29 protein-coding genes are annotated in these 24276 nt (G+C 73.4%); 12 read left to right on the top strand and 17 right to left on the bottom strand.

The window, feature by feature from the left end; translation table 11 throughout:
* Nucleotides 1-8 precede the first annotated feature (8 nt).
* The gene (locus OG570_RS30610) at nt 9-878 is read right to left on the bottom strand and encodes a cyclase family protein (RefSeq protein WP_326952577.1); all 870 of its coding nucleotides are present in this window, start codon (nt 876-878) and stop codon (nt 9-11) included.
* Between the two features lie 98 nt (nt 879-976).
* Nucleotides 977-1798, bottom strand: coding sequence for a type I methionyl aminopeptidase (map, locus tag OG570_RS30605; RefSeq protein WP_326952576.1), 822 nt, complete (start codon nt 1796-1798; stop codon nt 977-979).
* 85 nt (nt 1799-1883) lie between these two features.
* Here map and OG570_RS30600 point away from each other — a divergent pair, with 85 nt between their 5' ends.
* Nucleotides 1884-2168, top strand: a complete 285-nt coding sequence (locus tag OG570_RS30600; RefSeq protein ID WP_326950531.1) for a helix-turn-helix transcriptional regulator — start codon at nt 1884-1886, stop codon at nt 2166-2168.
* 240 nt (nt 2169-2408) lie between these two features.
* On the opposite strand, the gene OG570_RS30595 is transcribed toward OG570_RS30600, so the two are convergent.
* A complete protein-coding gene (locus OG570_RS30595) occupies nt 2409-3545 on the bottom strand; it encodes an FAD-dependent oxidoreductase (protein WP_326952575.1) in 1137 nt (378 codons plus the stop codon).
* A gap of 226 nt (nt 3546-3771) precedes the next feature.
* Between OG570_RS30595 and ligD (OG570_RS30590) the strand changes: the two genes are divergently transcribed.
* Nucleotides 3772-5769 carry a DNA ligase D gene (gene ligD / locus OG570_RS30590; protein ID WP_326952574.1) on the top strand — a complete coding sequence of 666 codons (1998 nt, stop codon included), beginning with the start codon at nt 3772-3774 and terminating at the stop codon, nt 5767-5769.
* 4 nt (nt 5770-5773) lie between these two features.
* On the opposite strand, the gene OG570_RS30585 is transcribed toward ligD (OG570_RS30590), so the two are convergent.
* Nucleotides 5774-6361, bottom strand: coding sequence for a helix-turn-helix domain-containing protein (locus OG570_RS30585; protein WP_247052756.1), 588 nt, complete (start codon nt 6359-6361; stop codon nt 5774-5776).
* Between the two features lie 77 nt (nt 6362-6438).
* Between OG570_RS30585 and OG570_RS30580 the strand changes: the two genes are divergently transcribed.
* From OG570_RS30580 to OG570_RS30570, 3 genes are all read left to right on the top strand, one after another.
* The gene (locus OG570_RS30580; protein ID WP_326952573.1) at nt 6439-7386 is read left to right on the top strand and encodes an NAD(P)/FAD-dependent oxidoreductase; all 948 of its coding nucleotides are present in this window, start codon (nt 6439-6441) and stop codon (nt 7384-7386) included.
* A 40-nt stretch (nt 7387-7426) separates the two neighbouring features.
* Nucleotides 7427-7882, top strand: coding sequence for a group II truncated hemoglobin (locus OG570_RS30575; RefSeq protein WP_326950535.1), 456 nt, complete (start codon nt 7427-7429; stop codon nt 7880-7882).
* 167 nt (nt 7883-8049) lie between these two features.
* Nucleotides 8050-8631 carry a TIGR03086 family metal-binding protein gene (locus OG570_RS30570; protein ID WP_326952572.1) on the top strand — a complete coding sequence of 194 codons (582 nt, stop codon included), beginning with the start codon at nt 8050-8052 and terminating at the stop codon, nt 8629-8631.
* Here the strand turns inward: OG570_RS30570 and OG570_RS30565 are convergent.
* Nucleotides 8603-9511 (bottom strand): NAD-dependent protein deacetylase, encoded by a 909-nt coding sequence (locus OG570_RS30565; protein ID WP_326952571.1) that lies wholly within the window; start codon nt 9509-9511, stop codon nt 8603-8605. The two genes, OG570_RS30570 and OG570_RS30565, sit on opposite strands and share 29 nt — an antisense overlap.
* Before the next feature lie 301 nt (nt 9512-9812).
* Here OG570_RS30565 and OG570_RS30560 point away from each other — a divergent pair, with 301 nt between their 5' ends.
* Nucleotides 9813-10286, top strand: a complete 474-nt coding sequence (locus OG570_RS30560; RefSeq protein ID WP_326950538.1) for a CAP domain-containing protein — start codon at nt 9813-9815, stop codon at nt 10284-10286.
* Between the two features lie 120 nt (nt 10287-10406).
* Nucleotides 10407-11822, top strand: coding sequence for a serine/threonine-protein kinase (locus OG570_RS30555; protein ID WP_326952570.1), 1416 nt, complete (start codon nt 10407-10409; stop codon nt 11820-11822).
* On the opposite strand, the gene OG570_RS30550 is transcribed toward OG570_RS30555, so the two are convergent.
* Entirely contained in the window at nt 11812-12732 is a 921-nt protein-coding gene (locus OG570_RS30550; RefSeq protein WP_326952569.1) for a DUF3800 domain-containing protein, read from the bottom strand. The two genes, OG570_RS30555 and OG570_RS30550, sit on opposite strands and share 11 nt — an antisense overlap.
* 179 nt (nt 12733-12911) lie before the next feature.
* Between OG570_RS30550 and OG570_RS30545 the strand changes: the two genes are divergently transcribed.
* Nucleotides 12912-14591, top strand: coding sequence for a hypothetical protein (locus OG570_RS30545; protein WP_326952568.1), 1680 nt, complete (start codon nt 12912-12914; stop codon nt 14589-14591).
* Here the strand turns inward: OG570_RS30545 and OG570_RS30540 are convergent.
* Genes OG570_RS30540 through OG570_RS30530 form a run of 3 tightly spaced genes read right to left on the bottom strand, consistent with a single transcriptional unit; the run spans nt 14588 to nt 16246 of the window.
* Nucleotides 14588-15004: a Rieske (2Fe-2S) protein gene (locus OG570_RS30540; protein ID WP_326952567.1), complete on the bottom strand. Its 417-nt coding sequence runs from the start codon at nt 15002-15004 to the stop codon at nt 14588-14590. The genes OG570_RS30545 and OG570_RS30540 overlap by 4 nt on opposite strands.
* 10 nt (nt 15005-15014) lie before the next feature.
* Nucleotides 15015-15566, bottom strand: a complete 552-nt coding sequence (locus OG570_RS30535) for a DUF6529 family protein (protein ID WP_326952566.1) — start codon at nt 15564-15566, stop codon at nt 15015-15017.
* Entirely contained in the window at nt 15566-16246 is a 681-nt protein-coding gene (locus OG570_RS30530) for a hypothetical protein (RefSeq protein ID WP_326952564.1), read from the bottom strand. Before OG570_RS30530 ends, OG570_RS30535 begins: the two co-directional genes overlap by 1 nt.
* A 134-nt stretch (nt 16247-16380) precedes the next feature.
* Between OG570_RS30530 and OG570_RS30525 the strand changes: the two genes are divergently transcribed.
* On the top strand, nt 16381-17403 hold the full coding sequence (locus OG570_RS30525; protein ID WP_326952563.1) for an alpha/beta hydrolase: 1023 nt from the start codon (nt 16381-16383) through the stop codon (nt 17401-17403).
* 7 nt (nt 17404-17410) lie between these two features.
* On the opposite strand, the gene OG570_RS30520 is transcribed toward OG570_RS30525, so the two are convergent.
* On the bottom strand, nt 17411-17716 hold the full coding sequence (locus OG570_RS30520) for a hypothetical protein (RefSeq protein WP_326952562.1): 306 nt from the start codon (nt 17714-17716) through the stop codon (nt 17411-17413).
* An 89-nt stretch (nt 17717-17805) separates the two neighbouring features.
* Between OG570_RS30520 and OG570_RS30515 the strand changes: the two genes are divergently transcribed.
* Nucleotides 17806-18630, top strand: a complete 825-nt coding sequence (locus OG570_RS30515; protein ID WP_326952561.1) for an alpha/beta fold hydrolase — start codon at nt 17806-17808, stop codon at nt 18628-18630.
* Nucleotides 18631-18660: 30 nt separating this feature from the next.
* Here OG570_RS30515 and OG570_RS30510 read toward each other — a convergent pair whose 3' ends face one another.
* The gene (locus OG570_RS30510) at nt 18661-19002 is read right to left on the bottom strand and encodes a DoxX family protein (protein ID WP_326952560.1); all 342 of its coding nucleotides are present in this window, start codon (nt 19000-19002) and stop codon (nt 18661-18663) included.
* Nucleotides 19003-19159: 157 nt separating this feature from the next.
* Between OG570_RS30510 and OG570_RS30505 the strand changes: the two genes are divergently transcribed.
* The gene (locus OG570_RS30505) at nt 19160-19669 is read left to right on the top strand and encodes a hypothetical protein (RefSeq protein ID WP_326952559.1); all 510 of its coding nucleotides are present in this window, start codon (nt 19160-19162) and stop codon (nt 19667-19669) included.
* 15 nt (nt 19670-19684) lie between these two features.
* On the opposite strand, the gene OG570_RS30500 is transcribed toward OG570_RS30505, so the two are convergent.
* The 6 genes from OG570_RS30500 to ligD (OG570_RS30475) all read right to left on the bottom strand — a co-directional run bounded on the left by OG570_RS30500 (nt 19685) and on the right by ligD (OG570_RS30475) (nt 23854).
* Nucleotides 19685-20149, bottom strand: a complete 465-nt coding sequence (locus OG570_RS30500) for a GNAT family N-acetyltransferase (RefSeq protein ID WP_326952558.1) — start codon at nt 20147-20149, stop codon at nt 19685-19687.
* Nucleotides 20146-20574 carry a GyrI-like domain-containing protein gene (locus OG570_RS30495; RefSeq protein WP_326952557.1) on the bottom strand — a complete coding sequence of 143 codons (429 nt, stop codon included), beginning with the start codon at nt 20572-20574 and terminating at the stop codon, nt 20146-20148. Before OG570_RS30495 ends, OG570_RS30500 begins: the two co-directional genes overlap by 4 nt.
* A 41-nt stretch (nt 20575-20615) precedes the next feature.
* Nucleotides 20616-21605, bottom strand: a complete 990-nt coding sequence (ligD, locus tag OG570_RS30490) for a non-homologous end-joining DNA ligase (RefSeq protein ID WP_326952556.1) — start codon at nt 21603-21605, stop codon at nt 20616-20618.
* Between the two features lie 197 nt (nt 21606-21802).
* Entirely contained in the window at nt 21803-22222 is a 420-nt protein-coding gene (locus tag OG570_RS30485) for a DUF6292 family protein (RefSeq protein WP_247052783.1), read from the bottom strand.
* A 60-nt stretch (nt 22223-22282) separates the two neighbouring features.
* Nucleotides 22283-22687, bottom strand: a complete 405-nt coding sequence (locus OG570_RS30480) for an STAS domain-containing protein (protein ID WP_247052785.1) — start codon at nt 22685-22687, stop codon at nt 22283-22285.
* Nucleotides 22688-22933: 246 nt separating this feature from the next.
* The gene (ligD, locus tag OG570_RS30475; protein WP_326952555.1) at nt 22934-23854 is read right to left on the bottom strand and encodes a non-homologous end-joining DNA ligase; all 921 of its coding nucleotides are present in this window, start codon (nt 23852-23854) and stop codon (nt 22934-22936) included.
* A gap of 88 nt (nt 23855-23942) precedes the next feature.
* On the opposite strand from ligD (OG570_RS30475), the gene OG570_RS30470 reads away from it, so the two are divergent.
* Entirely contained in the window at nt 23943-24164 is a 222-nt protein-coding gene (locus OG570_RS30470) for a hypothetical protein (RefSeq protein WP_326952554.1), read from the top strand.
* The last annotated feature ends 112 nt before the right edge of the window (nt 24165-24276 follow it).

The following is a 24276-nucleotide window of genomic DNA, read 5'->3' as shown; positions in this document are numbered from 1 at the left end:
GACCTCGTTCAGAACAGCGCGACGGGGTTGACCGGGATGCCGGTCAGGCCGTGGACACGTGGCGGGGCAACGGAAAGCAGGAAGCTGTAGCGCTCCAGCTCCGCGCACAGCGCCGCGAGGTCGTCGAGCGCGACCGCGTCGATCAGGGGCATCGCCAGCCGGCCCAGGCCGATGCCGTGCAGCGGGGACGGGCCGCCCGGGTCCAGCGGCGGGAAGGCGTCACCCCGGTCGGGTGCGCAGAGTGCGACGCCGCGGCGGTCCATCCAGCGCACGGCGTCGACGCTGATGCCAGGGGTCGGCGTGCCGGGGACCGGGGTGGCCGGCCAGCCGAGCCGGACCACCAGTGCGTCACCCGGCCGCACCTCGACGTCCAGGCGCCGCTCGGCTTCCTCGAAGTCGTGTGACGTCACCGCGTATCCCGAGGGAAGGGGTCCGTCGACGGCCAGGTCGAGCAGGACCCCGCGCGTCACGATCCCGGCGGCGAAGGCCGACGTCGACGCGTGCGTGACCCCGCCGGCGGTCACGACCTCGGCCCGCGGCCGGCCCGGGTAGACCTGGTCGCCGGTCGACCAGTGCGCCAGCGCGTCGAGGTGCGTCGACTTCGCGTGGTGGTTGGTGACCAGCATCAGGTCGGCCGACACGCCCACCCCGGTGTACGACATCAGCTGCTGCACCGGCGAGACGTCCACCGTCGTGGGCGCGAACGGGCTGCTGATCATCGGGTTCGGCGTGATCGGCTGCGCCAGCGACACCCACCGGCCCGTGCGCACCTCGGCGGCGGCCTGCGCGCGCACGTCGTCGGTGATCAGGTTGAGCGTGCCCAGTTCGTCGTCGGCGCCCCAGCGGCCCCAGTTGTCCGGCAGGTCGGGGTCGGCCATGAGCGGGGCCCTTCTCGTCGCGATCGCCGGAGGGCGGTCGCCGACCGCCGCGTCGTGATCCACCGTACTCGGTCGATCACGACCGGCGGCGGGCCGCGTCAGGCGTCCTTTGTGGACAGCCGGTCGGCGTCGTCCCGCGCCGCCGGGGTCTCCGGGGCACGCCGGGTCAGCACCAGCGGGACGTCGTCGGTGACGGCGACCGTGTGCTCGGAGTGGGCCGTGCGCGAGCCGTCCGCCGAGCGGATGGTCCAGCCGTCGGGGTCGTAGACGATCTTGTCGGTCGTCCGGGCGAACCACGGCTCGAGCGCGAGGGTCAGGCCCGGCCGGAGCTTCATCCCGCGGCCCGCCTGGCCCTTGTTGGAGACGTGCAGGTCCTCGTGCATGGTGCGGCCGATGCCGTGCCCGCCGAACTCGGTGTTGACCGGGTAGCCGTAGTCGCACGCCACCGCGTAGATCGCCGCCGAGATGTCGCCGAGGCGGTTGCCCGGGCGCGCCACCTCGATCGCCGCTTCCAGCGCTTCCTCGGTGGCGCGGATGATCCGCTGGTCCTCCTCGGCCGGGGTGCCGACGATGACCGTGCGCGCCGAGTCCGCCACCCAGCCGTCGATGCCGACCGCGATGTCGGCGCTGAGCACGTCGCCGTCCCGCAGGACGTAGTCGTGGGGCAGGCCGTGCAGGACGGCGTCGTTGACCGAGAGGCAGATGACGTTGCGGAACGGGCCCTTGCCGAAGGACGGCGCGTAGTCCCAGTAGCACGACTCCGCGCCGCGGCGCTCGATCATGCCGCGCACGTGGTGCTCCAGGTCCATGAGGTTGACGCCGACGTCGGCGAGCCGCCCCACCTCGGTCAGCACCTCGGCGACAAAACGCCCGGCCACGTGCATGCGCTCGATCTCGGCGGGCGTCTTCAGTTCGATCACGAAAACCTCACGTCACAGGGTTGGTATAGTTATACCGGGACCGTAGCACTTGCCGGTATAGTAATACCAGTCCTACCCTCGGAGCATGGTCCGTCAACCGCTCACGCCCGCCCAGGTCGAAGCCGGCCGGCGGCTCGGCGTCCTGCTGCGCCGCGCGCGGGCGGGCCGCGACCTCGCGGAAGTCGCGCAGGCGGCCGGCATCTCGCCGGAGACCCTCCGCAAGATCGAGACCGGCCGCCTGCCCTCCCCCGGCTTCGGCACGATCGTCCGCCTCGGCGAAGTGCTGGACACGCCGCTGCACGAACTGGCCGCCACCTGGCGCGGCCCCGACGTCCCCCGGCACACCGCCCCGGCCTACGGACGGCTTTAGGCCGACGCCCGCCGCGGCGGCCTGGTTCGTCCGGATGCGCCGTGTCGTCCCGGCGATCACGGGTGTCGACCCTGGGATCACGCGAGTCGACCTCCCGATCACGCGAGCCGACCTCTCCGGCCCACGCGCCGGCGGTGCCGGCCCACGACTTCGCTCGCGGCCCGTGTGATCCGGAAGCCGACTCCCGTGATCAGAGGGTCGACACGCGTGTTTGGAGGGTCGACACGCGGGTGTCGGGGCTCAGGACTTCTGCTGGTCTCCGCTGAACATCTCCCGCAGGCTCTCCGGGAGTTCGCCGTCGAAGAGGCTTTCCATCAGGGCGGCGTCGTCGAGGGGGGTGGCGGTGCGGGTGAACATGGCCTCCTCGTAGTCGGCGAGCGCGGCTTCGACGTCGCCCGGGTGGGCCGCCAGTGCCTGGCCGAGTTCGGCGCCGTCCAGCATGGCCAGGTTGGCGCCCTCGCCGTTCGGGGCCGTCACGTGGGCGGCGTCGCCGACCAGGGTGACGCCCGGCAGGCGGTCCCAGCGGTGTCCGATCGGCAGGGCGTAGTGCGGGCGGAAGACCGGCGCGGTGTCGGCGTCGGTGATCAGCGCGGTGAGCTCCGGAGCCCAGCCGTCGAACTCCCGGGCGATCCGCGCGGTGGCCGCGGCCGGATCGGCGAAGTCGAGAGCCTCGAACCAGTCCAGGGACTCCGTCAGGGCGACGTAGGCGTGCAGGGTGTCACCGCTTTCCCGGTGGGCGCTGATCGCCCGGTCCGGGGTGGGCCCGTTCGACGCCATCGAGCCGCCGCCGACCGCCTTCGCCGTGGCCGGGTGCCGGGTGTCGGCGTCGTAGAGGTAGGTCTCGATGAACGCCGTGCCGTCGTACTCGGGGACGGCGCCGGTGACCAGCGACCGCACCCGCGACCAGGTGCCGTCCGCGCCGACCAGCAGGTTCGTGACGACGGCGGAGCCGTCGGCGAAGGTCACCTCGTAGTCCCCTTCGGCGCGGACGCGGGTGGCGCTGACCTTGTGGCCCCACCGGACGGTCCCGTCCGGGAGCCCGTCGAGCAGGAGTCGGCGCAGCTCGCCGCGCTGCACCTCGGGGCGGCCGCCGGTGCCGTCGTCGACCTTCTCGAAGAGGAGTTTCCCCTGGTGGTCGAGGATCCGCATCGCCTGCCGGCCCTCCAGCACCAGGTCCTGGAACGCCTCGGTCAGGCCGGCCGCCTCGACGGCGAGCAGGCCGTTGTAGTCGTGGATGTCGAGCATCCCGCCCTGCATGCGGGCCATCGGAGACGGCTCGGCCTCGTACACCGCGGACGGGATGCCGTGGACGTGCAGGACGCGGGCGAGGGTGAGGCCGCCGAGTCCGGCACCGATGATCGTGACTGGGGTGTTCATGATGGCTCCTTCGCCGATCGCGGCCGCCTGGTGAGCCGAGGCGCGGCCGCCGTTGGAATTACATTCCAAGATTGACGCGGGCCGCTGGCACGGGCCGCACACGGCGCTGTCAGCGACCTGACGCCCGGTCCCGCGCGCTACCAGTACGGCTTTCACCTGCACAAACCCAGCGAAGCTAGGCCGAACGGGTTACGGTCGGAGCACCGAGCGGGGAACGGAGGCCGGCATGGCAGCGCGTGACACCGCCCGCGTCCCCGCCTGGGTCGAGCCGATGCTGGCCAAGGCCGACGGCGGGCGCCTGCGCAGCGGCCCCGAGTGGGCCTACGAGTACAAGCTGGACGGCTACCGCGCCGCCATGCGCATCGCCCCCGACGGCACCACCGTGCTCACCAGCCGCAACAACATCGACTTCACCGCCGAGTTCCGCGGCGTCACCGGCGTCCTCGACCTCGACGGCCAAGCCGCGCTGCTCGACGGCGAAGTCGTCGTCTACAACGAGGACGGCCGGATCGACTTCGAGCTGATGCAGGAACGCCGCGGCCGTTACGTCAAGCACCAGAGCTCCCTGCGCCGCGACGAGCCCTTCGACGACCTCCCCGTCCGGTTCCTCGCCTTCGACCTGCTGCAGCTGGGCGAGCGCAGCCTGCTGGCCGAGCCCTACGACGAACGCCGTCGCCTGCTCACCACGCTGCCGATGCCCGACCTCCACAAGGTTTCCGTCGTCCGCGCGGTCACGTTCGCCGAACTCGACGCCGACCACCGCTCCCCCGCCGACTTCCTCGCCCACGCCGCCGACGCCGGCTACGAGGGCGTCGTGGCCAAGCTCCGCAGCTCGACCTACCAGCCCGGCCACCGGCCCGACTCCTGGCTCAAGCACCCGTTCATCCAGACGGCGGAGGTCATCGTCTGCGGCTGGCGCCCCGGCCAGCGCAGCTTCACCGGCACCCTCGGCGGCCTGCTGCTCGGCGCCCACGACCCCGCCACCGGCGACCTCGTCTACATCGGCGACGTCGGCACCGGCTTCTCCCAGGCAGCCCGCGCCGATCTCGTCACCATGCTGACGCCGCTCGATCGCCGGACCCACCCCTTCGCCACGACGCCGCCGCGCGAGGACACCACCCGCGCCCGCTGGGTCGAACCGCACCTCGTCGGCGAGGTCGTCTACCGGCAGTTCACCCGCGGCGGCCGCGTCCGCCACACCGCCTGGCGGGGCCTGCGGGCCGACAAGAGCCCCGACGACGTCCGCGCCCCGCGCTCGACCGGCCAAGCCGCGCCGGAGCCCGCACCCTCGGAGCCCGCTCCCCCGTTGGGACCGAAGATCACCGTGCAGGCCGGAAACCGGCGGCTGACACTGTCCAATCTGGACAAACCGCTGTTCCCCGACGGCTTCACCAAGGGCGAGGTCATCAACTACTACTCCCGCGTCGCGCCCGTGCTGCTGCCGCACCTCGCGGGCCGGCCGGTGACGTTCATCCGCTTCCCCGACGGCGTCGGCGGCCAGCAGTTCTTCGAGAAGAACGCCCCGCGCGGCGCCCCGGACTGGCTGCCGACCGTCACGCTGCCCAGCACCGGCTCCCGGTCCGGCCGCGGCGAGGGGACCATCGACTACGCCCTGCTCGACGAGCTGCCCGCGCTGGTGTGGGCCGCGAACCTGGCCGCGCTGGAGCTGCACGTTCCCCAGTGGACGGTCGGCCCCGGCGCGACCCGCCGGCCGCCGGACCGGCTGGTGTTCGACCTCGACCCCGGCCCGGGCACGTCGATCGTCGACTGCTGCCGGGTCGCCGAACGCCTGCACGACGTCCTGCTCGCCGACGGGCTGACGCCGTTCGCGAAGACGTCCGGTTCCAAGGGGATGCAGCTCTACTGCGGCATCCGCACGGACGACCCGGCCGCGCCGTCGGCCTACGCCAAGCGGCTGGCGCAACGGCTCGCGCGCGAGACCCCGGCGACGGTCACCGCCGTCATGGTCAAGGCCCAGCGCGCCGGCCGGGTGTTCATCGACTGGAGCCAGAACAACCCGGCCAAGACGACAGTCGCGCCGTACAGCCTGCGCGGCCGCGAGCACCCCACGGTCTCGACGCCGCTCACGTGGGCCGAGGTCCGCGCGTGCCGGCACGTCAGCCGCCTGACCTTCACCGCCGACGACGTCCTGGACCGCGTCGAGACGCACGGGGACCTGCTCGCACCGCTCCTGGAGGCTCAGGCCCCGCTGCCGGCGGGGTGAGCCGTCAGCGGGACTTCGCGCGCAGGTGGAGCCGCTCCCCCTGCTTGCCGAACAGGCTCAGGATCTCCGCCGGCCGCCCGTCGACCGCGCCGAACCAGTGCGGCAGGCGCGTGTCGAACTCCGCCGCCTCGCCCGGACCCAGCGTCATGTCGCGGTCCGCCAGGACCAGCCGTAGCCGTCCCGACAGCACGTACAGCCACTCGTAACCCTCGTGGACCTGCGGGTCCGGCTCGCCCGTCTCCGGCTCGAGGATCATCTTGAACGCCTGGGGCGCACCCGGCTGGCGGGTCAGCGGGAGCACCGTCATCGTCGCGCCGTTGTGGCGCGGGATACGCCGCGCCGTCAGGCGCACGCGCGGGTCGCCGACCTCCGGGGCGCCGACCAGCTCGTCCAGCGGGACCTGGTGGGCCTGCGCGATCGGCAGCAGCAGCTCCAGGCTCGGCTTGCGCTGGCCGGCCTCCAGGCGCGACAGCGTGCTCTTCGAGATGCCCGTCGCCTCCGAGAGGTCGGCGAGGGTGACCCGCCGCTGCGTGCGGACCCGCTTGAGCCGCGGGCCCACCTCGGCCAGTGCCTGGTTGATCGCGTCCGTCATGCCCCCAGGAAACTCCTTCGTCCCGGAAACGGCAACAGAAGTTGTCGGATTCGTGACGCCGGGGTCATGGTGGCCGCATGACCGAGAACAGCAGTTACGACGTAGTGGTGGTGGGTGGCGGGGCCGCGGGCCTCAACGCCGCCCTGATGCTCGGCCGAGCGCGGCGGCGCGTCGCGGTCGTCGACGGCGGCGCGCCGCGCAACGCCCCCGCCGCCCACATGCACGGCTTCCTCTCCCGCGACGGGCTGCCGCCGGACGAGCTCCTCAAGATCGGCCGCGAAGAGCTCGCGGGGTACGGCGTCGACCTCGTCGACGACGACGTCACCAGCCTCGAGCCCGGCTTCACGCTGCGCCTGGCCGGCGGCCGCGTGCTGACCGCGCGGCGCGTCCTGTACGCCACCGGCGTCCACGACGACCTCCCGGACCTCCCCGGCCTGCGCGAAAGCTGGGGCACCGACGCGGTGACCTGTCCCTACTGCCACGGCTACGAGGTCCGCGACCGGCCGCTCGGCGTGCTCGGCACCGAAGCCGCGAGCGTCGAGCACGCCCTGCTCGTGCGCCAGTGGTCACCGGACGTCGTCTACTTCGCCCACACCGCGCCACCGTCCGAAGAGGACCGGACGCGGCTCGACGCGCGGGGCATCCGGGTCGTCGAGGGCACCGTGACCGCGGTGCGGCGCGAGGACGGCGAGCTCACCGGCGTCGAGCTGGGCAGCCGGTTCGTGCCGCGGGCGGCGCTGTTCATCCGGACCCGGACCGTCCCGCACGACGCGCACCTGCGCGAGCTCGGCTGCGCGGTGGAGAACGACGTCGTCAAGGTCGACCCGAGCGGGCAGACCAGCGTCCCGGGCGTGTGGGCCGCCGGCAACGTCGTCGACGCGCGGGCCACCGTGATCATCGCCGCGGCCCAGGGCGCGGCCGCCGCCGGAGCGCTCAACCACGACCTCGTCGCCGAGGACGTCCGCATGGCGATCGACTCCTACGGCGGCTTCACGCCCGCGGCGGAACGCGCGGCGATGCGCTGACGCGCTGGTGTTGCCGGGCCGCGCGTGCCAGGCTCGGCCCGTGCGCCCGACGCTGTACGACTTCGCCGGCGGCGACCCCGCGTTCCTCGCGCTGGCCACCGCCCACCACGAACGCTGCCTCGCCGATCCCGAGCTGAACCACCCGTTCTCCCACCCGGGTCAGCACCCGAAGCACGTGGAGCGGCTGGCCTGGTACTGGGCGGAGGTGATGGGCGGCCCGCCGCGGTTCTCCACCGAGTGCGCGGACCACTCGGCGATGCTCAGGATGCACGCCGGCAACGGCGACATGACCGACCTCGGCCGCCGGTTCGTGGACTGCTTCGTGCTCGCCGCCGACGACGCGGGGCTGCCCGCCGATCCCGGGTTCCGGGCCGCGCTGCGGTCCTACATGGAGTGGGCGGTGGCCGAGGTGCTCACCTACCCGGGTCCCCACGAAGAAGTGCCCGCCGGCCTGGCCGTGCCGCACTGGTCGTGGAACGGGTTGCAGCCGGTGTAACGCCCGGGGCGGCCGCGACGTCTTGTGGGCAACGACTGGCTGTGGAGGTCCGTCGCAGAGCCGTCCCGGGCGCGTTTCCCCCCAACCCGCCCGGGTCGGTTCGTCCACCGGACGCCGTGACCGATTTCCGCTGGCTCCGGCCGCGCGAGGTGGGCAGACTCGGCAGCATGGCCGACACCTTCGACGACGTCCTCGACCGGTTCCGCCGCGCGGCCAAGGGTTTCGAACACCACCTGCGCGCGGTGCCACCCGGCGGCTGGGGCGCGCCGACGCCGTGCCCCGAGTGGGACGTCCGGCAGCTGGCCAACCACATGACGCGTGGCAACCTCAACTACGTCGGCTTGGTCCATGGCGCCACCCGCGAGGAGTTCCTGGCCCAGCGGGACGCCGACGCGCTCGGCGACGACCCGGTCACGGCGTTCACCGCGTCGGCCGAGGCCTGCACGGCCGCGTTCGCCGGGAGCGGCGCGCTCGACCGCGTCGTCGACTACCCGATGGGCGCACTGACCGGGCGGCGGGCCCTGGCCGTGCGGACCGCCGACAGCGTCGTGCACACCTGGGACCTGGCGCGCGCGCTCGGGGCCGGCGACACGCTCGACGCGGACCTCGTCGCCTGGGTCGACGACGGTTACGACGACATCTTCGCCGGGCTCGCGGTCGACCGGTTCTTCGCGGACCCGCCGGCCGGCGCGCCCCCGGCGTCACGCCAGGACCGGCTGCTCACGCGGTTCGGCCGCGACCCCCGCTGACCGGGCAGCCCAGCCGGTCGGCCAGCTCGGTCAGGGCCTGGCCCAGCGGCCGGTCCACCCGGACCGTCGCGTAGCGGTCGCCGCGGGTCTCGCCCTGGTTGACGATCACCACCGGCTTGCCCGCGTTCGCCGCGTGCCGGACGAACCGCAGGCCGGACATCACCGTCAGGGACGAGCCGAGGACCACCAGCGCGTCGGCCTCGTCGACCAGCCGGAAGCACTGCTCGACGCGCGGCCGCGGCACGTTCTCGCCGAAGAACACCACGTCGGGCTTGAGCACGCCGGACACGCAGTCCGCGCACGGCACCAGGCCGAACCGGCGCACGACGTCCTCGGGCAGCTCGACGTCGCCGTCCGGGTTGATCCGGGTCGCCGTGCCCTCGAAGTCCGGGTTGGCCGCGCGCAGCCGCCGGTCCAGCTCGGCGCGCGGGCTGGTGCGCCGGCAGTCCAGGCAGATCACGCGGTCGAGGCTGCCGTGCAGCTCGACGGCGTCCGCGGTGCCCGCCGCCTGGTGCAGGCCGTCGACGTTCTGGGTGATCACGCCGGCGACGTACCCGCCGTCGCGCAGGGCGGTCACCGCGCGGTGGCCGTCGTTGGGGTCGGCGCGGGCGATCGTGCGCCAGCCGAGGTGGCTGCGCGCCCAGTACCGCTGCCGGCCGGCGTCGCTGGTGACGAACTCGTCGTAGGTCATCGGCGTGTGCCGGCGCAGGCTGCCGCTCTCGCCGCGGTAGTCGGGGATCCCGGACTCCGTGGACAGGCCGGCGCCGCTCAGCACCGCGACCCGCCGCCGCGCGACGACGGCGGTCAGCTCGTCGAGGCCGGCCGTCCGCGGCAGCGGCGCGTCCGTCGAGGTCCAGGTCAGGGTGGGCCGTGTCCGCACCGGACCAGCCTACGTGGACTTCCCGGACCGGCGCGCGCCGTCGGACGCCGGATTCCGCTCCGTTCGCCGACGGTGGTCAAGGATTCCGCCGCACGTGAGCCTGCACGTGCCGCGACTGTTCGTCGGGGAGGGCCTCCGGAGATCCACCCAGCCGGTGCCGCCGGTCTCCGGTCCGGTGAAAATCCGCCTTCCGCGGGCACGGCCCGTACCGGCGGGAACCGTCCCAACGGGCGGGTTTGGTCACCCGGTCCCCCGGCGCAGTCCTCTGGTGTCGGCAAAACCGTCCATCGAGGAGGTTGTGATGTTCCGGAAAATGGTGGCCTGCGGCGCGACCGCGGTGGTGGCGGCGCTCGCCCCGGGGTGGTCCGCGCCCGCGTCCGCCGCGGACCTCTACCCCGCCCAGGTCCTCCAGCTGACCAACAGCAACCGGGTCCAGAACGGGTGCAAGCCGCTGACCAGCGACCCGCAGCTGGCCGTGGCCGCCCAGGCGCACAACGACGAGATGGCGAAGTACCGCTACTTCAGCCATACCGGCCGCAAGGGCGAGGGACCCGCGGTGCGGATCACCGACGCCGGGTACCGCTGGGCACAGTGGGCCGAGAACATCGCGGCCGGGCAGCGCACCCCCACCGCGGTCGTCGACGCGTGGATGCACAGCCCGGTGCACCGGGCCAACATCCTCGACTGCTCGCTGCGCGAGATCGGCATCGGCTACAGCGTCGACTCGGCGAAGAAGGCGTACTGGACGCAGGACTTCGGGACGCCCCGGACGTAGGCCGGCCGGACCGGACGTCGTGCTCCACTGTGGACTCCGGCGCCCGGTCCCCCGGTCGCGCTGGGTCGCCGTCCGGGTCGCGTAGTCTCCTCACGCCTGGCGAGTGGTGGAGGAAGACGCGTGAGCTGGCAGTTCGGGCCGTACCGGGTGGAGTCGCTGATCGCCCGCGGCGGGATGGGCGAGGTGCTGCGCGCCTACGACACGCGCCATGACCGCGTCGTGGCGCTGAAGCTGCTCGCCCCGGAGTTCGCCGCCGACCACGACTTCCAGGAACGGTTCCGGCGCGAGGCGCACGCCGTCGCGCGGCTGCGGGAGCCGCACGTCATCCCGATCCACGCCTACGGCGAGATCGACGGGCGCCTCTACCTCGACATGCGCCTGGTCGAGGGCGACGACCTCGGCTCCCGGCTCACCGCCGGCGGGCCGCTCGCCCCCGCCGACGCCGTCGACGTCGTCGGCCAGGTCGCGCAGGCCCTGGCCGCCGCGCACGCCGAGGGCCTGGTGCACCGGGACGTCAAGCCGTCGAACGTGCTCGTCGGCCCGACCGGCTTCGCCTACCTCGTGGACTTCGGCATCGCCCGCGCGGCCGGGCCCGCGACCGGGCTCACCGCGACCGGCGGCGCGGTCGGCACGCTCGACTACATGGCGCCGGAGCGGTTCGCCGACGCGCCCGCCGACCACCGCGTCGACGTCTACGCCCTGGCCTGCGTGCTGCACCAGTGCCTGACCGGCAGCAAGCCGTTCGCGGCGACCACGGCCGCGGCGCTGATCGGCGCCCACCTGCACCAGCCGCCGCCCCGGCCCAGTTCACTGCGGTCCGGCCTGCCCGCGGCGTTCGACGACGTCGTCGCGCGCGGCATGGCGAAGGACCCGGCCGGGCGCTTCGCGAGCGTCACGGAGCTGGCCGCCGCCGCGCGGGCCGCGCTCGGCGGCCCGAGCCCGGTCCCCGCTGCCGCGCCCCCGACCCGGCAGGCGACCCGGACGGCGTCGCCCGCGGTCCCGCGGAGTTCGAAAGCGCCGTGGCTGGTCGCCGGGGTGGCGCTGGTGGCCCTGGTGGCCGTGGCCGCGTGGTTCCTGGTCGACCGGGCGTCGTCGCGGGCCGGGGCGGCACCTACCTCCTCGACGACGGCACCGCCGCCGCCGACGTCCTCGCCGGCGAGCGTGCCACCGGTGACGACCACCCAGGTGACCGTGCAGACGTCGGTCGTCCCCGCCGCCGACCTCGGGCTGACGACGCCGATGAGCACACCCGCGTGCGACGGCTCCTACGTCGTCGTGCTCGGCTCCGCCGTCACGCCGGCCCGCTACCGCACTGACGTTCAGCAGCTGCTGAACGCCCACCCGGGCGCGCGCTACCTGCACACGCCGAGCACCGGCTGCGGTTCGCTGCGGCAGCAGGTGGACGGCGCCGACGTGTACGCCGTCTTCGACGGGCCGTTCACCGGCAAGGAAAGCGCGTGCGCGCGGCGTACCGGAGCCGCCTACGTCAAGCGGCTCGACACGACGTCGTCGCCGGTCGCGGTCGTCACCTGCTGACGAACGGGCCGGCCCAGACCGAGTCCGCGTCCACAAAGGACTGGAGGAGCGCGGTCAGGGTGGCGTCACCGCGGGCGTTCAGCTCCTCGGAGGCGATCCGCCGGGCGACGCCGGCGAGGAAGTCGGCGATCTGGACGCGGGCGTCGGACCGCGAGTCGACGAACCGCACGCCGGCCAGCCGGGACCCGAGCGTGGCCTTGAGCTGCAGCACGCGCTCGGCGGTCAGCGCGAGCTGCTCGTCGTGGACCAGGGCGACCGGGGTGCCGTCGGCGCTCCAGTGCCGGATCGTGTGGAGCACCGCGGGCACCAGCGGGTCCAGCACCGGCACGACGCTCGCGTCGGTGGCCAGCCGGGATCGGTAGGCGGCCACGCGGTCGCCGCCGCCCGCGAACCGGCCCATGATCTCGCCGGCTTCGCCCGGCGTCTCGGCGAGCTTCGCAACCAGCGCGAAGAACTCGGCGGGCGACGTCGGCACGCCCCGGCGTGGCCGGAGCCGCAGCACGCTGGTGAAGGCCGCGAGGAAGAAGTCCCAGTCGGCGCCGAACGCGGCCGGGCCCTCGCGGTGGAGGGTGCGCGCCATGGCGGCAGTGCCGTGCTCGGCCAGCAGCGTGACCGCGGCCCGCACGGCGAAGAAGGTCTTGTCGGTCAGGTGCACGTGCCCGCGGCCGGCCAGCGGGCCCGCCGGGTCGAGCAGCCATTCGAGCACCGGCCGGTGCTTGGCGCGCAGCAGGTGGTTGGCCTTGTACTCCTCGGCGGGCGACCCGATGCGGCGGCGGATCTCCCGCACGCAGGCCTCGGCCGCCGCCGGGGACATCCGGATCCCGGCGTGCACGAAGACGTCCGTCTCGCCGCCGACGAGGTTCTCCCCCTCCGAACCCGACTCGTCGCAGGCGATCTCGACCGGGTTCACCCGCCCGATGGTGCCAGACGAACCGGGCGGCGGCGAGTTCTTACCTGCGGTGATCCCGGCCGAAGCCTCGCGTGCGCGCCACCCGGGGGCCCATAATGCGACCCGGTCACGGTTGGGCGACGACGGCTGACGACCGCGCGCCGTCCGGAGACTCGACGAGCAGGTGCTGGGAGGTGCGGATGGCCACGGACCACGGGCCGGCCCGGCTCGCCCTGGCGGCGGCCGTGGTCGTGCTGCTGCTGGGGGCCGCCGGGGTGCTGGTGCAGCAACGGCTGGCCGGCGCCGGGGACGCGGCCGCGGTGTCCGGAGCGGCCGGCGCGACGCTGACCGTCGGCGACGTCGAGGTCGTCGTGCCCCCGGACGCCGTCCTGGCCGGCACCCGGCTTGCCGCGCACGCCGCGCCGGAGCCGGGCGCCCTGACGCCGGTGGCCCGCCGGACCGGCGGCGGCGCCGAACTGACCTTCGACGCCGGCGCGCCGCCGCGGCTCCCGGTCCAGGTGCGGATCGCGGTGCCCACCGCGCCGCCGTCCGGGTTCGCGCCGGTCGTCATCACCGCGAACGGGACGCGCCTCGCGCTCGCCTCCTACGACGCCACGACCCGCCGGATCGTCGCCGACCTGGCCCCCGAGGGCGCGTTCTGGGGTGGCCTGCTCGACTTCGCCGCGCTGGGCCGCGACGTCGCCCAGGCGGCGGCCGATCCGCCGCCGACGTGCCTCGGGCGTGCGGCGAGCACGGCCGGCGTCACGGTGGAACTGGGCGGGCCGGCCGACGCGCGGGCACCGGTCGGGGCGTGCGTGACCGAGGACGGCAGCGGCGCGAGCGTCACCCTGACGTCGAACGCGCGGGTGCCCTACCGGATCGTCCTGCCGCCGGGCTGGCCGGCACCGAGCGCCCGCACCGCCGCGCCGAGCACCGCGACCGTCCAGCTGTTCCCGCAGCCCCGGCTGCGGGACCTGCTCTGGCCCGGCGCCGGCGTCACCTACGACGTCCCGGTCGAGCGGCTGCCCGCGAGCATCCGCGGCCAGGCCGACCCCGGCCCGTACCTCGGGCTGGCGCTGGCCTGGACGGCCCACCGCGCGGCGGCGCTGTTCGGCATGGCGCTCGCCCGGCCGGGCGAGCTCGAGCAGGACCCCGGCGTGCTGGCCTGCGCGGCGGACGCCGGCGCCGCGCACTACGCCGCCGACCGGCCGTTCGCCCAGGTCGCGGCGGAGGTCTGGGCCGCGTTGACACCGTGCGGCACGGCGGACGCGGGCGCGTTGCACAGCTTCCTGGCCGCCGGGATCGGCCCGGTGACCGGCTGGCTCGCCGACGCCGCGAAAGGCCCCGCCTTCGCGGTGCCGCTGACCGTGGGCAGCGGCACCGAGCGGTTCACCCAGACCGTCGCGTACCGGCCGTGGACCGGCACGCGCGTCACCGCGGGCATCCGCACGACGGCCGCGACCGGCGCCTGCTCGGCGGCGTCGACGGTGTCCGGCCGGCACGACGCCTACCGCTGCGCGGTCAAGGACAAGGTGTACGACCCGTGTTTCGCCGCCACCGCGCCGAACGCGCGGCACCAGGTCGTCTGCCCCTCGACGGCGACGAAGGCGGTGCTGCTGACCTACACCGGGGCCCTGCCGTCGCCGCCCCAGGGCGACGGCACGGCGAACCCGTTCCTCCTCGCCCTGGACGGCGGCCTGCAGTGCCTCGGCGTCACCGGCGGCGCGCCCCCGGTGGCCGGCCTGAACGCCCGGTTCGCCTGCAGCGCCAAGACGTTCCTCTACGGCGACCCGGACCCGGTGAATCCCTTGTGGACGGTCCAGGCCGCGGACCAGGCCCCGCCGCTGCGGCAGATGACGATCGCGAAGGCCTACGCCTAGGCCAGCGTGATCTTGCCGCCGGTGACCGTCACCGTCTTCCTCTCCAGGGGCTGGTTCGCCGGGCCCGCCGCGACCGAGCCGTCGGCGATCTTGAACTTGCTGCCGTGGCAGGGGCAGTTGATGGTGCCGTCCGCGACGGCGTCGACCGCGCAGCCCTGGTGGGTGCAGATCGCCGAGAACGCGGCGAACGTCCCCGCCGCGGGCTGCGTCACCACCACCTGCTTGTCGGCGAACACCTTTCCGCCGCCGACCGGGACGTCGCCCGCCGCGCCCAGCTCGGTGCCGCTGCCCGTGGCGGGTGCCGGCGCGGACGTCCCGTTCGTGCCGCCGCCGTAGGTGCTGCAGCCGGCCACCAGACCGGCGCCCAGCACCGCGAGCGCCGTCCGGCGGGCCAGCGTTTCCTCTTCGCGCACGATCGTCCCCCTAGAAGGTCAAGCCGGATTGGGTGAAGAACCACAGCGACGCGCTCAGCCAGAGGCCGACCAGCGCGGTGAAGACCAGGCCGCCGACGACCGGGAGCGACCAGCCGGGCGCGCCGTCCTTGCGCAGCAGCAACATCTTCACGACGAAGATGCCGTAGAAGAAGCAGCCCAGCAGGGAGTGCAGCAGCACGCGGGTGTCGAACGACTGGAACCCGAGCGCGTACAGGCAGTGCAGCGCCACCGGGATCGACACGAGGAACGCCAGGCGCCCCGACCAGCGGTGCACCGGCCCGACCCACGCGGGCGCGCCGCTCCCGAGCTTGCCGTACAGCACCAGCGCCGTGACCAGCTGCACGATGGCCAGCACGACGACGACCGTGGCGAGCCACGCCTTCACCGCCTGCGGGCTCGAGAAGCCCGCGACGTTGATGGCCACGCCGGTGGGTGTGTGCAGGTTGCCGTAGACGCCGAGCGCCACCGCGACGACGGCGCCGATCGCCAGCGGCACGAGGAGCGCGGCCCCGGCGCGGTTGTTCCTCGCGGGCGCGGTCATCAGAACCCACCCGCGATCCCGCTGATCGCCTCGGCGGTCACCGGCGCGCCGTCGACCGTCGCGGTCCCGGCCGCCGGGTCGAGGGCCGGCGCGGCGATCGACTGCTGGTCGTCGTCCGTGGTGAGGATGCCGACCTGGCTGCCGTCGGCCTGGACGATCCAGCCGACCTTCGCGCCCTTGCCCTTCACCTTCGGCGTCGCGCGGTAGAGCCCGGCGGGTTTCTTGGCCGGGCCCGCGGTGAACTTCCACGTCTTGCCGCCCGCCGTGACCGAGCCGGTCACCGCCGCGGCGTCGTAGCTGCCGGCGAGGTTCGCGCCCTTGGTGCCCTTGAGGTCCAGCTTCCCACCGACGGTCACGCCCTGCAGCCAGGCCTCGACCTTCTTGCCGTCGCAGACGTAGGCGATCGCGTGGCCGTCGCGGACCGACACCGCGACCGACGCGCCGCCGCCGTCGACGTGCCCGGCGTAGTCGGCCCGCGCGGGCGCGTCGACCGTCTTGGCCGGCTGGGTCGTCGGCGGCTGTGTCGTTGGTGTCTGCTGTGTCGTGGGCGGCGCGCCCGCGGCGTTCGCGGCGCCGGCGACCGGCGGCGCGCCGGTCCCCGTCGCCAGATTGGCCATCCCGATCCCACCGGCGAGCGCGACGCCCGCGAGCAGGGTGAACAACGGTCCCGGATGTTTCATGATCGTCCCCGCATTCCCTCTCCACCACCGTGCCCTTGACACGGACGTCGGAGCCGAGCGGCTCAACGCTACGCGAGGAAAAGAGCTATCGCTTAGCCCCTGCAAGTGGTCGGCGCGCGTGGTTGACTGGCGCCATGCTGCCCTGGGACGGCGACCTCGCCGGCCGGCTCGACCGGCACACCGTGAACTCCGCGCTGCTGCGCGGCAATCCGCTCGGCGACCCGCACGAGCGGCCGCTGTGGGTGTACGTCCCACCGGGCTACGACGACTCCGCCGAACGCTACCCGGCGGTGTACGTGATCCAGGGCTACACCGGGCACCTGGCGATGTGGGCGAACCGCACGGCGTTCCGGCAGCCGTTCCCCGAGACGGCCGACGCGGTCTTCGCCGCCGGGGCGCCGGGCTGCGTCGTGGTGTACGTCGACGCGTGGACCGCTTACGGGGGCTCGCAGTTCGTCGACTCGCCCGGCACCGGGCGGTACCACTCGTACCTGTGCGACGAGATCGTGCCGTGGGTCGACGAGCACTACCGCACCATCCCGGACCGCGAATCCCGCGCGATCACGGGCAAGTCGTCGGGCGGCTTCGGCGCGATGATCACGCCGATGCTGCGCCCGGACCTGTTCGGCGCGCTGGCCACCCACGCGGGCGACACGCTCTACGAACTCTGCTACGTCCCGGACTTCGGCGACGCCGTCCGCGCCCTTCGCGGCTACGACCAGGACATCCAGGCGTGGTGGGCGGACTTCCGCGCCCGTCCGGCGTTCACCAAGCCGGAGGACGCGAACCTGCTGCAGCTGATCGGCGTCTCCGCCTGCTTCTCGCCGGGCGAAGATGGCCGCCCGGAGCTGCCGTTCGACCCCGCGACGGGCGTGCTGCGCCCGGAGACGTGGCAGCGCTGGCTGGACTGGGACCCAGTCCGGATGGCGCCCGGCCACGCCGAGGCACTCCGGTCCCTGCGCGCGGTCTGGATCGACGCAGGCACGCGCGACGAGTACTACCTCGACGTCGGCGCCCAGGCGTTCCGGGACCAGCTCACGAAGGCGGGCGTCCCGGACGAGCGGGTGCACTTCGAGCTGTTCGACGCCGGCCACGCCGCGATCGACTACCGCTACCCGCTTTCGCTGGCCTGGCTGGCGGAACGGCTGGCCCGCTGACGGAGGTTCAGCCGCCTGCCTGCTTGATCACCTGGTCGCGCTGGGCGAGCTGCCGCGGGTGCAGCTCGGCCTCGGCCGGCGCGGACTTGCCTTCGAGCCGGAGAAGACGGGCGAGCTGGTTGAAGGTGGCGGGGTTGTAGTTGGCCGACGTCAATTTGGCGTTGACCACCACGTGCAATCCGGGCTTCTGCCCGTTCTCGTTCGTCAGCCGCGGGTCGTTGCAGGTCAGGTGGATCTCCTCGTCCTTTGCGTCGTACCAGACGTGGACCGGGTTCCGGTTGTCGTCCAGGGTCACGTAGTTCCCGTCGCTCATGTCGGCTCCTCTCGTGGTGGTGTCGTGGTCCTCCGACGGCCGGCGCCGGGGTTTCGTTACAGCGGGACGGCCGCCGCTAGGCTCGGGGGATGGTGACCGAGACCGACCTGGTGCTGCCCGATGGGCGGACCCTGCACGTCTACGACACCGGGACGCCCGCGCGGCTCACCGTCGTCTGGCACCACGGGACGCCCAACGTCGGCACCCCGCCCCCGCCGCTCGTCCGGGCGCGCCACGACGTCCGGTGGGTGTCCTACGACCGGCCCGGTTACGGCGGCTCCACGTCCCTTCCCGGGCGGGACGTCGCGAACGCCGCCGCGTGCACCGCCGCCGTCGCCGACGCGCTCGGTATCGACGAATTCGCCGTTGTGGGGCACTCCGGCGGCGGGGCGCACGCCCTCGCCTGCGGGGCGCTGCTGCCGGCGCGGGTCCTCGCCGTCGTGAGCATTTCCGCCATGGCGCCCTTCGACGCCGCGGGGCTCGACTGGTTCGGCGGCATGGCCCCGGCGAGCGAAGCTTCTCTGCGCGCCGCGGCCGAAGGTCGTGTGGCCAAGGAGAAGTACGAGGCCGCCGCCGAGTTCGATCCCGATGTCTTCACCGACGCGGACATGCCCGCGCTCAACGGTTCGCAGGCGTGGCTGAACGACGTCGTCGGGCCGGCGCTGGCGGCCGGGCCGGGTGCCCTGATCGACGACGATCTCGCCTACGTCACCCCGTGGGGCTGCGATCCGGCGCTGATCACCGCTCCCCTGCTGCTGGTGCACGGCGGCCGCGACCGGCTGATCCCCGCGTCGCACGGCGCGTGGCTCGCCGCGCACTGCCCCACCGCCGAGTTCCGGCCGCACCCGGCCGACGGGCACCTCTCGGTGCTCGACCACGCCACCGACGCTCTCGCGTGGCTCGCGCGCCGTTGATCAGCACCCCAGCGCCGGCGGCGCCGCTGATCAGGACGCCAGCGCCAGCGAAGCGACGACGGGCGCCACGTAAACGAGCGGGAAAGCCAGGTGCGCGTACGACTTCGCCCGCGCGACCGTGACGAGGGCGCCGGTGAAGTAGAGCACCAGGCCGATCCCGGCGGCGACGCCGATCGGCGGGACGACCAGGCCCGCGATCAGCCCGGCCGCGCCGGCGGCCTTGGCCGTGCCGAGCCAAGGCCACCACGAGCGGGGCACGCCGTACTCGGCGAGCGGCTCCACGACCCACTTCGCGTGGCTGAAGACCGAGAAGGCCGAGAACCCGGCCATGGCGGCACCGGCGATGCTGACGATCAGGTGAGCGGTGGACATCGGGGCTCCTCAAGGGTTTCCGGCCCGCGCTTCGGGTCCGTCACCTGCTCGACCCCCGCCGCCGCGTCCGTGTGACAGCGATCGACGTGACCGTGGTCACCCCCGTGAGGGCCGTTGTCCCCTCCCGCCGGACGCCGTGCGCGAGCACGCTTGGGCGATGCTCGTGCTGCGCCTGTTCGGCACCCTCTTCTGGTTCGGTCTCCCGGCCGGTTTCCTCACCTACGCCGTGCACGACCTCGACGTGCGCGACGCGCCGACCTACAGCATCGAGGGCACGGTCGTCGGGCACCGGGACGTGTACCACCAGTCGTCCCAGGACTCGACCGGGTACACGACCTACTTCATCACCGTCCGCAGCGCGACCGGGGACTTCGAGTTCGGCGACGAACAGCAGGCCCTCGACACCGAACCGGGCACGCTGGTCGTGGTGCAGGTGTCGCGGACGACGAACGACATCGTGTCAGTGCGCAAGAACGGCACCGTCGTGGACCTGCGCAACACCGTCGGCAACGACGTCGGCATCATCGTGTTCGCCTCGATCGGCCTCCTCGTCGCGCTCGTGCGCGAATCCCTGCTGGAGGACTACGACATCCCGCGGTGGGTGGGTTTCCTCATCGGCCTGGCCGCCGCCGGCGGCGGGGTGTACGTGGCCTTCCTGCTGATGTGATTCAGCTTTTGAGTGTCACAGTGCGAGCCGCAGGACCACCTCCCCGTCGTCGATCTCGCCGGTCGGCCGGAAGCCGAACTTCCGGTAGAACGGCCCGGGCCCGTCTTCGTCCGGCTGGTGACTGGTAAGCAGCTCGGTGCCGCCGTCCGCGCGCACGAGTCCGGCGACGAGCGTGAGCACCGCACGGCCGTAGCCGTGCCCCTGGTGCCGCGCGTCGATCAGCAGCCGCCACAGGAAGTACGGCCCGAGCACACCCGGGCGCCCGGGCGGCACGTCCCAGCTGAGCATGACGAACCCGACCGGCTCGGCGCCCGCGTAGACGGCCCGGTACCAAGGTTCGCCCTCCGGTGTCGTCGCCGCGTCCTCCAGGGACCGCGCCACCGACGCGACGAACCGCTGCTGACCGGGGTGCACGTGCAACGCGCACACGGCATCCCGGTTGACGTCGGTGATCTCGACCAGCCGCACCGGCGAGCTCATGCCGGGAACACCGGGACCCACAGCTCGATGGCGTCGTACCGGCGGTAGAACTCGACGAGCGGGCGGCTGTCGTCGATCGGCCCGGCGCCCTCGAGCTCCGCCATCCCGGCGCCGATCTTCTCGAAGATGCCCGGCGGCTCACCGGTCAGGTTCCCGCGCAGGTACCAGCCGCCGGGCAGGATCCCGGTCGCCAGCCCGAGTTCCGCCGGCCGGTCTTCCTCCTTGATCGGCGTGCACGCCGTGTAGGTGCCCGCTTTGACGTCGGCCCGCCCGTACATCTTGCGGCCGCGCAGCCCGACGAGCCGCTCGAACGCCGGCCAGAGTTCCTGGATGCTCGGCAGTTCGTCGGCGGTGGTCCGCTCCATGACCGGGACGTCCGGGCGGTGGATGCGCGTGGGTGGGGCGTGCAGGACCGAGGTCGTCATGGTGCCCATGCAACCACGCGGCACCGACAGTTTCCGCTACTTCACAACGGGGGCAGCCCGATCTCGGCCGGCGTCCGGTCCGGGCGCAGGCCGCGCCACGACGTGTGCCGCAGCCGCCGGTCCGGGGTGAACCGCCGGTAGACGACCTCGCCGACCAGCGACGGCTCCACCCACCGGGCGCCGCGGGCGCGGTCGCGCGGGACCTCAGTGTCGAACGGGCTCGCCGGGCGGGCCAGCGACGCGAGCACGCCGCTGAGGTGCTTGAGCGCGTCGTCGGAGAAGCCGGTGCCGACGTCGCCGAGGTAGACCAGCGCGCCTTCGTCGTCGTAGGCGCCCAGCAGGAGCGCGCCCAGGGTGCCCGCGCGGCGGCCCGCGCCGGGCCGCCAGCCGCCGACCACCACCTCGGCCGTGTGGGTCAGCGCGCGCTTGGTCCACACCGGCGACCGCGCGCCGGGCAGGTACGGCGCGTCCAGGCGCTTCGCGACGACGCCCTCGATGCCGTGCTCGGCCGCGGTCGCCAGCAGCTGCGCCGGCGCGATGTCGGCGCGGGTGTACCAGGGCGGCACGACGATCCGGCCGTCCGCCGGCTGGAGCAGGCCGGCCAGCAGCTCGCGCCGCTGCGCGTACGGCAGATTCAGCAGCGACTCGCCGTCGAGCCACAGCAGGTCGAAGGCGAAGTAGACGACCGGGACCTCCGCGCGCAGCTTCGGCGTCGGCTCGTACATGGCGCGCCGCTGCATCAGCTCGAACTCCGGCCGCCCGGCCGGGTTCAGCGCGACGACCTCGCCGTCCAGCACGGCGGCCCGGCCGCCGAGCGCGGGTCCGAAGACGTCGCCCAGCTCCGGGTACCGGGCCGTGTGGTCGCTGCCGCTGCGGCTGGTGATCCGGGTTTCGCCGGTGCCCGCGACGCGCACGCACCCGCGGAACCCGTCCCACTTCCACTCGTAGCCGTGCTGGTCGTCGTCCGGGAGCGGCCCGTCGACGGCCAGCATCGGCGCCACCGCGTCCGGCACCGTGCTCGTCCCCACCATGCCGTCCAGTGTGGAGGATGGGGGCCCGCGTGCCTAGGCGCTGTCCTGCGAGTCAAGCTCGCGGTCTTCGCGCCCAGGCGGCCCCTGACGGCACGGGCGGCTCACCCGAGTACAACCCCGGTACGAGGGCGACCCGCCCGCACCGCCAGGAACCACCTGGATCACGAAGCCCATCGAGCAGACTCACAGGACAGCGCCTAGCCGGTCGGCAGCAGCGGCAGCAGGTCCTGGTGGCTCCCGGCGCGGCGCAACACCGGGGAACCCAGCCCGTCCGGGGCCAGGTCACCGGCGCGCAGCGCGGCCAGGAACCGGACGATCACCCGGGGGTCCGGCAGGATGTCGGCCCCGCCCAGGTAGGCCAGCACGATCATCTCCTCCCCGCAGGCCGCCTCGACCGCGACCGCCCAGCCGTGCACCTCGTCCCACAGCAAGGCGACGTCGCGCTCGGGGAAGCGCCGCAGCCGCCAGTCGACGGCGAGGTAGGCCGACACCGGGACGTCGACGTCCACGGTGCACGACTCGAGGCCGAAGCCCAGTGCCCGGGCCACCTCGCCGAGGTAGGCGCGCAAGCCGCGCTGGAACCAGAACTCGAGATCGGCGTCGATCAGGCCGGACACCCGTTTCCTTTCCCTCCTCCGAAGCCGCCCGGGCGCCCTGCCCGGCCGGTCGTGCCGGGATCAGCCGACGGCGGCGAGCGCGTCGGCGCGGTCCCGGTAGCAGGAGAAGCCGGTGGCACCGGCTCCTCGCAGCAACCGCCACAGCCGCGGGGTCCGCACTACCCAGGCGACCGGGACGGCCGCTTCCTCGGCCGCGCCCTGCAGCCGGTGCAGCGCGCGGAGGCCGACCCCGGAGCAGAACCGCACCTGGCCGAGGTCGAGCACGAGCACGCCACCCGCGCGAATCGCGGTTTCCCCACATTCGACAAGAATTCCGACGGTGGCGAGATCAATGTCACCGGCCACGGTGACGACCGTGCTCCGGGCCCCTTCGAGCACCGTGGTGACCGCGAACGGCTCGCACAACGCGCCCGGCGAACTGCGACCGAATGCCCGCGAAAGCCGCGGTGGTTTCTGGATTCTCATGACCGGCTCCGGCGGCTCATGCTGACGGTTTACGCGTAGACCGTACCGAGTCCGTCCACCTTGGCGCACAACGGGAACCGCCCGGCCGATGGGTCGTGCACCGACACGCCCGTCTGCACGTGCACGGGTCCGTTGTGGACGATCAAATAGCGCTGGTCAGGCTGGTGTCCGGCAATTCTTCGCGGCATCCCGGCGGCCACCGCGAGAACCGGAGGCGAATCGGCGGAGAATTGCGTTTTCCGAAATTCAGCCGAATGCCGGAATCGGCACGCGCGTCCGCTCGACGTCCGCGAAGAGGTCGCCGAGTTCGTCGACGCGCTCCAGGACCTCGTCCGCGGTGAACCGCAGGTGCGTGACGTGCCGGCAGGCGCGGACCTCGTCCCAAGTGACCGGAGTGGACACGGTCGGCTCGTCGCGCCCGCGCAGCGAGTACGGCGCCACCGTGGTCTTGAACGGGTTGTTCTGGCTCCAGTCGATGAAGATCTTGCCCGGGCGCAGGGTCTTCGTCATCCGCGCGACGACCAGGTCCGGGGTCTCGCCGGCCAGCCGCTCGGCCAGCGCCTTCGCGTACTGCGACGTCTCCCCGGCGTCGGCGGTCACCACGCCCGCGTAGAGCTGCATGCCCTTGGAGCCGCTGGTCTTCGCGACCGGGGTGAAGCCGTCATCGGCCAGCACGTCGTAGAGCCGCTCGGCGACCCGGCAGCAGTCGACGACGGTCGCGCCGGGGCCCGGGTCGAGGTCGAACACCAGCCGGTCCGGCAGGCTCCGCTCGTCACCGTCCACGACGGTCCACTGGTGGATGTGCAGTTCGAGCGCGGCGAGGTTGGCCGCCCAGACGAGCTCGGGCAGGTCGTTGATCAGCGGGTAGTTGACGATCTCGGGTTCCTTGCCGCGGCCGGCGACGGTGAGGCTCGCGGTGCGGACCCACTCCGGGGCGTGGCGGGAGACGTCCTTCTCGAAGAACGAGCCACCGGTGACGCCGTCGGGGAAGCGCACGAAGGTCATCGCCCGGTCGTGGATGTGCGGCAGCAGCACGGGAGCGATCCGCGTGTAGTAGTCGAGCACCTCGCCCTTGGTGAACCCGGTCTTCGGGTAGAGCACCTTTTCGAGGTTCGAGAGCGTCAGCTGCCGCTCGCCCACCCGCACCGTGATCCGGCTCCCCGCCACGCCGGACACGCTACCGCGCTCCCGGGGGTTGAGCGCGCTGGTCACTCCTGGTTATGATGCAGTCGTATCAACAACGGGAGGGGACAGCATGAAGTTCGGGGTGCTGCAGGTGCTGGGGATGGTGCTGCTGGTGGCCGGCGCGCAGGGCGCGATCCGGCTGCTGATCGACCACGGGAACCTCGGCCTGCTCGCCTGGCTCGACGCGGGGTTCGCGGGGACGCTGGTCTGCTACCTGGTCGTGACGGCGATCGGCGTCGTCTTGGCTGGCTGGGCCCACGACCGCGCCAAAGCGGCCGGCGACCGGGACTAGCGGCCGCGCAGACCGCCGCTCGATCGCGGCGCCGTCCGGCCCGGCGACGGCGACGCCCGGCGCGACCTGCCGCGGCCGGTCACGCCGGGTGATCACCGAAGCCACGGCCGGG

This window comes from Amycolatopsis sp. NBC_01286, assembly GCF_035982555.1.
Lineage (GTDB): Bacteria > Actinomycetota > Actinomycetes > Mycobacteriales > Pseudonocardiaceae > Amycolatopsis.
The sequence above is the reverse complement of the archived record's forward strand: the minus strand, read 5'-3'. Positions and strand labels throughout refer to the sequence as shown.

What these genes read in the sequence shown, in the direction of transcription:
- ligD (WP_326952556.1), bottom strand. Translation starts at nt 21,605, where the DNA reads ATGGTGGGGACGAGCACGGTGCCGGACGCGGTGGCGCCGATGCTGGCC.
- OG570_RS30520 (WP_326952562.1), bottom strand. Translation starts at nt 17,716, where the DNA reads ATGAGCGACGGGAACTACGTGACCCTGGACGACAACCGGAACCCGGTC.
- OG570_RS30515 (WP_326952561.1), top strand. Translation starts at nt 17,806, where the DNA reads ATGGTGACCGAGACCGACCTGGTGCTGCCCGATGGGCGGACCCTGCAC.
- OG570_RS30570 (WP_326952572.1), top strand. Translation starts at nt 8,050, where the DNA reads ATGGCCGACACCTTCGACGACGTCCTCGACCGGTTCCGCCGCGCGGCC.
- ligD (WP_326952574.1), top strand. Translation starts at nt 3,772, where the DNA reads ATGGCAGCGCGTGACACCGCCCGCGTCCCCGCCTGGGTCGAGCCGATG.
- OG570_RS30470 (WP_326952554.1), top strand. Translation starts at nt 23,943, where the DNA reads ATGAAGTTCGGGGTGCTGCAGGTGCTGGGGATGGTGCTGCTGGTGGCC.
- OG570_RS30545 (WP_326952568.1), top strand. Translation starts at nt 12,912, where the DNA reads ATGGCCACGGACCACGGGCCGGCCCGGCTCGCCCTGGCGGCGGCCGTG.
- OG570_RS30505 (WP_326952559.1), top strand. Translation starts at nt 19,160, where the DNA reads ATGCTCGTGCTGCGCCTGTTCGGCACCCTCTTCTGGTTCGGTCTCCCG.
- OG570_RS30595 (WP_326952575.1), bottom strand. Translation starts at nt 3,545, where the DNA reads ATGAACACCCCAGTCACGATCATCGGTGCCGGACTCGGCGGCCTCACC.
- OG570_RS30535 (WP_326952566.1), bottom strand. Translation starts at nt 15,566, where the DNA reads ATGACCGCGCCCGCGAGGAACAACCGCGCCGGGGCCGCGCTCCTCGTG.
- OG570_RS30500 (WP_326952558.1), bottom strand. Translation starts at nt 20,149, where the DNA reads ATGAGCTCGCCGGTGCGGCTGGTCGAGATCACCGACGTCAACCGGGAT.
- OG570_RS30495 (WP_326952557.1), bottom strand. Translation starts at nt 20,574, where the DNA reads ATGACGACCTCGGTCCTGCACGCCCCACCCACGCGCATCCACCGCCCG.
- OG570_RS30585 (WP_247052756.1), bottom strand. Translation starts at nt 6,361, where the DNA reads ATGACGGACGCGATCAACCAGGCACTGGCCGAGGTGGGCCCGCGGCTC.
- OG570_RS30480 (WP_247052785.1), bottom strand. Translation starts at nt 22,687, where the DNA reads ATGAGAATCCAGAAACCACCGCGGCTTTCGCGGGCATTCGGTCGCAGT.
- OG570_RS30600 (WP_326950531.1), top strand. Translation starts at nt 1,884, where the DNA reads ATGGTCCGTCAACCGCTCACGCCCGCCCAGGTCGAAGCCGGCCGGCGG.
- OG570_RS30530 (WP_326952564.1), bottom strand. Translation starts at nt 16,246, where the DNA reads ATGAAACATCCGGGACCGTTGTTCACCCTGCTCGCGGGCGTCGCGCTC.
- OG570_RS30525 (WP_326952563.1), top strand. Translation starts at nt 16,381, where the DNA reads ATGCTGCCCTGGGACGGCGACCTCGCCGGCCGGCTCGACCGGCACACC.
- OG570_RS30560 (WP_326950538.1), top strand. Translation starts at nt 9,813, where the DNA reads ATGTTCCGGAAAATGGTGGCCTGCGGCGCGACCGCGGTGGTGGCGGCG.
- OG570_RS30510 (WP_326952560.1), bottom strand. Translation starts at nt 19,002, where the DNA reads ATGTCCACCGCTCACCTGATCGTCAGCATCGCCGGTGCCGCCATGGCC.
- OG570_RS30610 (WP_326952577.1), bottom strand. Translation starts at nt 878, where the DNA reads ATGGCCGACCCCGACCTGCCGGACAACTGGGGCCGCTGGGGCGCCGAC.
- OG570_RS30580 (WP_326952573.1), top strand. Translation starts at nt 6,439, where the DNA reads ATGACCGAGAACAGCAGTTACGACGTAGTGGTGGTGGGTGGCGGGGCC.